Raw genomic sequence first — 7,207 nt, forward strand, 5'->3', positions numbered from 1 at the left:
GGCAGCGGCACCGTGTCATCGCTGATGCGGCCCCGCGGCAGCGACCGCTGCACCAGCGAGTGCGCGGTCATCACCCGCCGGTGCCGCCCGAGCGAGGGCGGCAGCACCAGGTAGGCGAGCCGCACCAGGCGGGGGTAGTGCTCCACGAGGGCGGCTTCGGCCTGCTCGACGTCGAGGGGTTCCGACGAGGTCGGGGGGTGCTGCTGCGAAGTCGCTTCGGAGAGGGCCACGTTGACGAAAACGAGCGAAGGTGTCGTTGGTCACCTGTCGCGGCGCCCACGCGGGCCGTGCGGCCCGCGCGAGCGGATGGTCAGTGGACCTCCCAGTCGGTGAACTCCACCGTGCCGCGCTCCCCGTTGCCGCCGTTCGTCGCCGACATGAACAGCCCCGCGTCCTGCCGGGCCCGCACGCCGGGGACCGAAACGGTCGCCACCGTACGCCAGTTCGCGCCGTCGTCCGTGGACAGCTCGCCCTGGAAGGAGCCGCCGTCCCGGCTGAGCCGCAGCAGCACCGGGGCCTTGACGCCGGCGACACGCTCGAAGGCGTCGAGGGTGCCGTCGCCGTTGGAGTCGTAGGAGAGCGCGACCCCGTTGGCGGGAGTGACCGACAGGTTGACGAACCCGGGCGAGGTGGCGCCTGGCAGCGCGTTGCGCACGATGATCCCCGCGCGCGCCCACGGGCCGGTCGCCTGCTGCGCGACGACCTTCACGGTGACCGAACCGCCGGTCCGCAGCCCGCCCTCGCGGTAGATGGCGCCGAAATGTGTGGTGCCCTTCCACATGTCGTCACCCGCGCCGTTGATCGCGAAGCGCTTGCCGAGCTGCCCGAAGACGGCGTCGTTGCTGGTGACCGTCGACAGCCCGTCGTCCAGCGGGCCGGCGACGTACAGCTTGCCCTGGTGCGGTGTCCGCACGCGGCGCTCGCCCTGCGGGCCGTATTCCACCGCGAGTTCGTACGCCAGCGGCTTGAGCGGCTCCGTCAGCTTCTCCTTCGGCGCCCGCACCCGCCAGTGGACGGTGGCCCGTTCACCCTGTTTGACGTGCAGCACCGAGGTGGACCCCTGCGGTTCCGCGTTCTGCAGTCCGGTCAGCGAGAAGTCGACCGTCCCGGTCGAGCGCAGCCCGTTCTCGTTGCGGAAGGTGGCCTTGAACTCGCCGGTGCCGCCCGGCTTCAGCGTGGCCGGCTCCGAGCGCACCGCGACACTGCCCTGGTACGGCGCCTTGGCGAGCGCGTCGTGCACGCGCCGGGCGGTGCTGTAGGCGTCCCCGGTCGGCCGCTGGGCGTAGGACTTGTGCTCCCGCGTCCACGGCTCCTCGATGGCGTACCAGTCGAAGGCCTTCGGCGCCCGGCGCGCGGCCAGTGCGTCCTCCAGTTCCTCCAGGTAGGCGCGCCACTGCGGCAGGTGGAAGTCGCCGATCAGGCCCTGCCAGTCGCGGTTGGCGTAGTTCGCGAGCCTGCCGCGGTCGGCGGCGGGCCGGTCCGCCCAGGTGGTGAGGAGGGTGCGGGCGGTGCGCTCCAGCAGGTCCTGGTCGGCCGTGTCGGTGCCCCCCATCTTCCGCGCGTCCGCCAGCCACGGCCCCAGCAGGAACGAGGCGTGGGTACCCGCCACTTCCTCACTCAGCCCCATCAGCGACAGCCACAGGGTGCTGATCTTGCGGAAACCGGCCAGGTCCTTGCGGTCGTACGCCGACTTCAGCTGGCCGATCAGCAGCCAGGAGCGGTTGGCGAGGGCCTGCCGTGCGGTGTCGGCGAGGTCGTAGCGGTAGGCGTCGCTGCCGCGCAGCGACTCTCGCACGCCCAGCAGCGCGGTGAGGGCCAGATCGAATTCGGCCAGGTCGAAGGCCGGGCTGTGGGTGGCGTAGTGGGCGCCGGAGCGTGCGGTGAGGCTGGGCCGGGCGGCGAAGATGCTGTCGTGCGGGCGCCCGTCGGTGCTGGCGATCTCGTAGGCGGTGCCGCGCAGCGTCGCGAACGCCTTCCTGGCCTGCTCGTCCTGGCCGCCGTAGCGCAGCCGTGCGTAGTTGGCGAACCACTGCACGCGGTTGACCGGCTCCTGCCGCCAGGCCAGCTCGCTGAACAGCTCGAAGGCCGCCGGGTCGCGGTGGGTGGACTCCGGCATGTAGGCGGTGCCGGCCAGCTTGCTGCCCGCTTTGTCCCGCCACCCGGTGAAGCGGTCGGTCCACATGTGGGTCTTGGCGCCGATCGTGGTGCGCCCGCCGAAGTTGGGGATGGTGCCGAACGCGTACGGCACCCCGCCGAAGTCCGTCTCCCGGTTGGTGACCCGCTCCAGGTCGGAGAGCCCGTCGACGACCAGGGCGCGGTCCTTGTGCGCGAGGGCGTCCAGCAGTTCGCGGCGCGGATTGTGCTGCCAGCCCAGGATCACCCAGGTCGCGCCGGGCAGGGCGGTCTGCAGCGCCGTCTCTACGGCGCGGGCCGCGGTGGGCACCGGTACGTCACCGGCCTTGCCGCCCTCGTGGAGCAGGTCCATCTTGACGTGCTTGATCTCGCCGAAGAGTGCTTTCTGGTGGGCGTAGTAGGAGGCGGCGACCTTGCGGAAGACGGCGGTGCGCGGGTCGAGCCAGGCGGGCCGGGTGAGCCCGTTCCAGTCCCCCTGCGGGATGGTCCGGCCGCCGGGGTTGCGGTCGGTGAAGTCGTCGGGGACGGTGCCGAAGAAGCCGGGCAGCACGGCGTTCATGCCCAGCTCGCGCAGCCGGGTCACGATGCGTTTGCCCAGGTCCGTACGGCGCTGCAGGACCGCGGCGGAGATCGGTCCGCCGTACTCGGACATGTTCTGCAGCAGCCACCACGGCTGGTGCGAGGGGGCCGGAATCCAGCGGCGCGCCTCGGCGTCGGAGTAGCCGAAGTCCTTCAGCAGCCGGTGATAGACGGCCTCCGCACCGGCTGTGACCAGCACTTCGTTGCAGCCGTGCAGTGCCATCACGTCGATGAAGCGCTCCCAGTGCTCCCAGTCGGCGTAGGGGGCGGTGTAGCCGTCGTGGGTGTCGTTGAGCGCGAAGCGGTGCGGCACGGTGGCGCTGCGTTCGTAGGGGCGGTCCGGCGCCGGCAGCTGCTGGGGGAGGCCGAGCTGGCTGCCCGCCCAGGAGATGTGCGCACCGCAGGTGTACTTGAGGAACCAGTGCAGTCCGGTCAGGGCGGCCGCCGGGTTGCTGCCCTGGATCTCGATGGCGCCCGCCTTTCCCGCCACCCGGAACCGCTCGGCGCCGCCTTGCAGCGCGGTGAGCTGGATCTGGCCGCTGTGCTCGGGCAGTAGCCGCCGTACCGCGTCCCGCGCGGCGGTCATGTCGACCGGGGCGGCGGCGGGCTGCCAGCCTGCGGAGCCGACGGCGGCCGGTTCGGCCATCGCCGGTACGGACCCGGCGCCGATCGCCGCCCCCGCGCCGAGGGCGCCGGCCGTACCCAGAAGTGTGCGTCTGTTGATGTCCTCCACTGCGTGCTCCACTTCTCTGGCCAACGCTGGCCCATCGCGGTCACCGATGTCACGTGTGGTGCGCACGTTAATCGAGATGTCGACTTTTGACACCGGAGGCGCGGCAAGCTGACGGGGGGTCAGCCTCGGTCAGCCCCGGTCGGACCCGTCCAGATAGGCCAGTACGGCCATCACCCGCCGGTTGTCGTCGTCGGAGGGCGGCAGGCCGAGCTTGCCGAAGATGTTCGACGTGTGTTTGGCCACAGCACGCTCGGTGACGAAGAGCTGACTCGCGATGGCCGCGTTGGATCGGCCCTGTGCCATCAGCTCCATCACCTCCTTCTCGCGGGCGGTGAGGTTGCCCATCGGTTTGTCCTGTGCGCGCCGCGAGAGCAGCTGCTGGATCACCTGCGGGTCCATCGCGGTGCCGCCCTCGGCGACCCGGCGCACCGCGTCGATGAACTGGTCCGCGTCGAAGACCCGGTCCTTGAGCAGGTAGCCGACGCCGCCGGTGCCGTCGGCGAGCAGCTCCCGCGCGTACAACTGCTCGACGTGCTGTGACAGCACCAGCACGGGCAGTCCGGGCCGTTTGCGGCGGGCGTCGAGCGCGCACTGCAGGCCCTCGTCGGTGAAGGACGGCGGCAGCCGGACGTCGACGACGGCGACGTCCGGCGCCAGCTCGTCCAGCGCGTGGCTCAGCGCCGGCCCGTTGTCCACAGCGGCGGCGATCTCGAAGTCGAATGCCTCCAGCATCCGGACCAGACCGTCTCTGAGGAGGAACAGGTCTTCGGCGATGACAACGCGCACGGATTCTCCATGGGCCGGGGGCGGCAGCGGCAGCGGCAGTACGCAGAATCTACCGGCCGCGCAGAGCCCTGGCGGGCGTGCGTCCCTTCGCGGGGCCTCGTCGGAGCCTCGTCAGGGCAGGGCCGACTCCGCGCGGGCCAGGATCTGCGTCACCCGTTGCGCGAAGCGCACATCGCACGGGTGCGGCGTGCCCGTACGCGCCGCCTCGGCCAGCGCGTCCACCGCGGCGGCGAAGGCGTCCGCCGCCGGCTCGTCTCGATGCGGGAGTTCGGCCACCCCCGCGGCGCCCCTCACCTCGGCGGTGACGCCGGCCGCCGCCGGCGGTACGGAGTGGCTGAGCGTGGCCGTGCTCGACGCCCCGCCCACGTGCCGCAGGGTGAGGTGGACCGTGTCGCCGGGGCCGCGTGCCGCCCGCACCTCCTCGAGGCCGGTCACGTCCCCCAGCACGGGCAGCAGCACGGACAGCGCGTGCGGTCCGACGTCCCACAACGCACCCTTCTCCTCCCGCCACGGCGACGCCGCGTACGGGGAGTCGGCGCCGCCGAAGACCGGGGAGAGCCAGTCCGCGCGGCCCGTCAGCCAGCCGCCGGTGCGGGCCTGCTCGTCGATCCAGGCTGCCGTCGAACCGCTGAAGCGGAGGGTGAAGAAGACGACGGAGGCGACGCCCGCGGCGGCCACCGCGTCGGTGACCTGCTGGGCTCCCCGCGGCGTCGTCGCCACCGGCTTGTCCAGCAGCAGATGGCAGCCCGCCGCCGCCGCCCGTACGGCCAACGGGGCCTGTACGTCCGGGGGCAGCGCGACGGCGACCGCGTCGCAGTCGGCCAGCAGCGCGTCGACGTCGTCGTAGGCGCGGGTGTCCAGTTGGCCGGCGAGTTCCCGCGCGGCCTCGGGGCGGCGGCCCCACACCCCGGTCAGCTCCACGCCCTTGTGGGCGGCGAGCGCGGGTCCGTGCGTGCTTCCGGCCCACGGCCCGGTGCCGAGGAGTCCGAATTTCATGGGCGTTCCTGTTCCGTGTGGCTGGCGTAGCTGCCGCGGGCGAGGTCACAGACGTCGACGGAGGTGTGCACGGTGAGGCCGGGCGTCGGCTTGACGTGGTCGCGTGCCAGCCCGAGCACCGCGCGGGACAGTTCGGCCTTCGCCTCGGGCGTACGGCCCGACAGCAGTGCCACCTTGACGTGCAACATGGCGACCTCGTCCCGGCCGTCCGCGATCACGCACTCCTCGATCTGCCGGAACCGGGTCTTGCAGCCGGCCACCGAGCCCTCGACGGTACGGGCGAGCAGCGGATGCAGGGCCAGCCCGAAGCCGCGGCGGTCGAAGGTGTCGGCGAGCGCGTCGGAGTAGTCGACGGTGATGTGCGGCATGGGGGCAGCGTACGGGGTGCCGCGGTGTGCGACGAGGGAAGCTCGCCGGACGTTTCCCGGTCACGGCTTCTCCGCCCTCCGGCCCGGCGCGGTTCACCTGACCTGCGAAGACGCGGCATCATTGGAGCTCGGCCGCGATCTGGGCGACCGCCGGTGGTGTCGCTGAGTACACCGCGGTGCGGGGGGCCGGTCCCCGTGCCCGTACGGTGCGGGGCGGCGCAGACTGGAGCCGTACCCGGCGGGCCGGAGCGGGGCGGGCCGGGGGAGGAGGAGCACGACGTGAGCCGGCGGGAGCAACGGGAGAGAGCGGAGCGGATGTTCAACGATCCCGGGCTGCGGCAGCGCGTACGCGGCGCCCTGCTGGCGGCGGTGCGCGGGCTGGCGCTGTGCGGGCTGTCGATCGGCGCGTCACTCGCGCTGTTCATCCTCAGCGTCGGGTCGATCGCGCTGACGGCGGTCGGCGTCGGCGTCTTCACCACGCCGCTGGTGACCAACCTGGTCCGGATGCACGCCAACCAGCGGCGCGTCTTCGCCCGCGACTGGGCGGGCATCACGGTCCCCACCCCGTACCGCCCGCTGCCGCACGCGCCGCGCAAGGGCGTCGGCGGCGCGGTCGAACAGTGCTCGCACCTGCTCCGAGACCCGGCGACCTGGCGCGATCTGATCTGGCTGCTGGTGGACGCGACCGGGGGCTTCGTCTGCGCGCTCTTCCCGCCCGCGCTGATCGCGTACGGCATCCAGGGGTACGTCCTCTTCCTGGGCGTGTGGCGGGCGGTGCAGCACGAGTACTGGTACGCCTTCATCCCCGTCGAGGGCTTCACCACCGCCCTGCTGTGCGCGTGCCTGGGCACCGCCCTGATCATGCTCGCGCTCTCCGTGCACCCCTACTTCATCCGGTGCCACTTCCTCATCGTCAAGGGCATGATCTCGCCGAGCCGGGGCGCGCAGCTGGAGCAGCGGGTCGAGCGGCTGTACGAGACACGGCACGACGCCGTCGACTCCTCCGCCGCCGAACTGCGCCGCATCGAGCGGGACCTGCACGACGGCGCACAGGCCCGGCTGGTCTCCATGGGCATGAAACTGAGCACCATCGAGTCACTCATCGAGAAGGACCCGGCACAGGCGAAGAAGCTCATCGGGCAGGCACGGCAGAACTCCGCCGACGCGCTGACCGAACTGCGGGACCTCGTCCGCGGCATCCACCCGCCGGTGCTCGCCGAGCGCGGCCTGGGCGACGCGGCCAAGGCCCTCGCCCTGCGCATGCAGGTACCGGTCGAGTCCGACGTCGAACTGCCGGGCCGCTTCGACGAACCGGTCGAGTCCGCCGCGTACTTCGCCATCAGCGAGGTCCTCACCAACGCCGCCAAGCACGCACAGGCCGAACGGGTCTGGCTGGACATCCACTACAGCGAGACGGCGGGAGGCATGCTGCGTATCGCGATCACCGACAACGGCCGCGGCGGCGCCGACCGGAACAAGGGCTCGGGGATGGCGGGCATCGAACGGCGGCTGGGCCAGTTCGACGGCATCCTCGCGGTGAGCAGCCCGCCCGGCGGCCCGACGATGGTGACCATGGAGATCCCCTGCGAGTTGATCCCCCGCCGGTGAACGC

The 7,207-nt window shown here is 72.1% G+C and carries 5 protein-coding genes and 1 pseudogene; 1 reads left to right on the plus strand and 5 read right to left on the minus strand.

What is annotated here, in order from left to right; all coding sequences use genetic code 11:
* From ACRDP3_RS24590 to ACRDP3_RS24610, 5 genes and pseudogenes are all read right to left on the minus strand, one after another.
* Window positions 1-230: pseudogene (locus ACRDP3_RS24590) on the minus strand (hypothetical protein); the annotation flags it as partial.
* Window positions 231-310: 80 nt separating this feature from the next.
* Window positions 311-3,358 (minus strand): alpha-N-acetylglucosaminidase, encoded by a 3,048-nt coding sequence (locus tag ACRDP3_RS24595; protein WP_431519185.1) that lies wholly within the window; start codon window positions 3,356-3,358, stop codon window positions 311-313.
* A gap of 216 nt (window positions 3,359-3,574) precedes the next feature.
* Window positions 3,575-4,231 (minus strand): response regulator transcription factor, encoded by a 657-nt coding sequence (locus ACRDP3_RS24600; protein WP_431519182.1) that lies wholly within the window; start codon window positions 4,229-4,231, stop codon window positions 3,575-3,577.
* 111 nt (window positions 4,232-4,342) lie between these two features.
* Window positions 4,343-5,227 carry a Gfo/Idh/MocA family protein gene (locus ACRDP3_RS24605; RefSeq protein ID WP_431519183.1) on the minus strand — a complete coding sequence of 295 codons (885 nt, stop codon included), beginning with the start codon at window positions 5,225-5,227 and terminating at the stop codon, window positions 4,343-4,345.
* Window positions 5,224-5,595: a 5-carboxymethyl-2-hydroxymuconate Delta-isomerase gene (locus ACRDP3_RS24610; RefSeq protein ID WP_431519184.1), complete on the minus strand. Its 372-nt coding sequence runs from the start codon at window positions 5,593-5,595 to the stop codon at window positions 5,224-5,226. The genes ACRDP3_RS24605 and ACRDP3_RS24610 overlap by 4 nt, the downstream gene beginning before the upstream one ends.
* Window positions 5,596-5,910: 315 nt before the next feature.
* Between ACRDP3_RS24610 and ACRDP3_RS24615 the strand changes: the two genes are divergently transcribed.
* The gene (locus ACRDP3_RS24615) at window positions 5,911-7,203 is read left to right on the plus strand and encodes a sensor histidine kinase (protein WP_431519186.1); all 1,293 of its coding nucleotides are present in this window, start codon (window positions 5,911-5,913) and stop codon (window positions 7,201-7,203) included.
* Window positions 7,204-7,207: the final 4 nt, after the last annotated feature.

Origin of the sequence: Streptomyces sp. (assembly GCF_050698815.1) — a bacterium.
Lineage (GTDB): Bacteria > Actinomycetota > Actinomycetes > Streptomycetales > Streptomycetaceae > Streptomyces.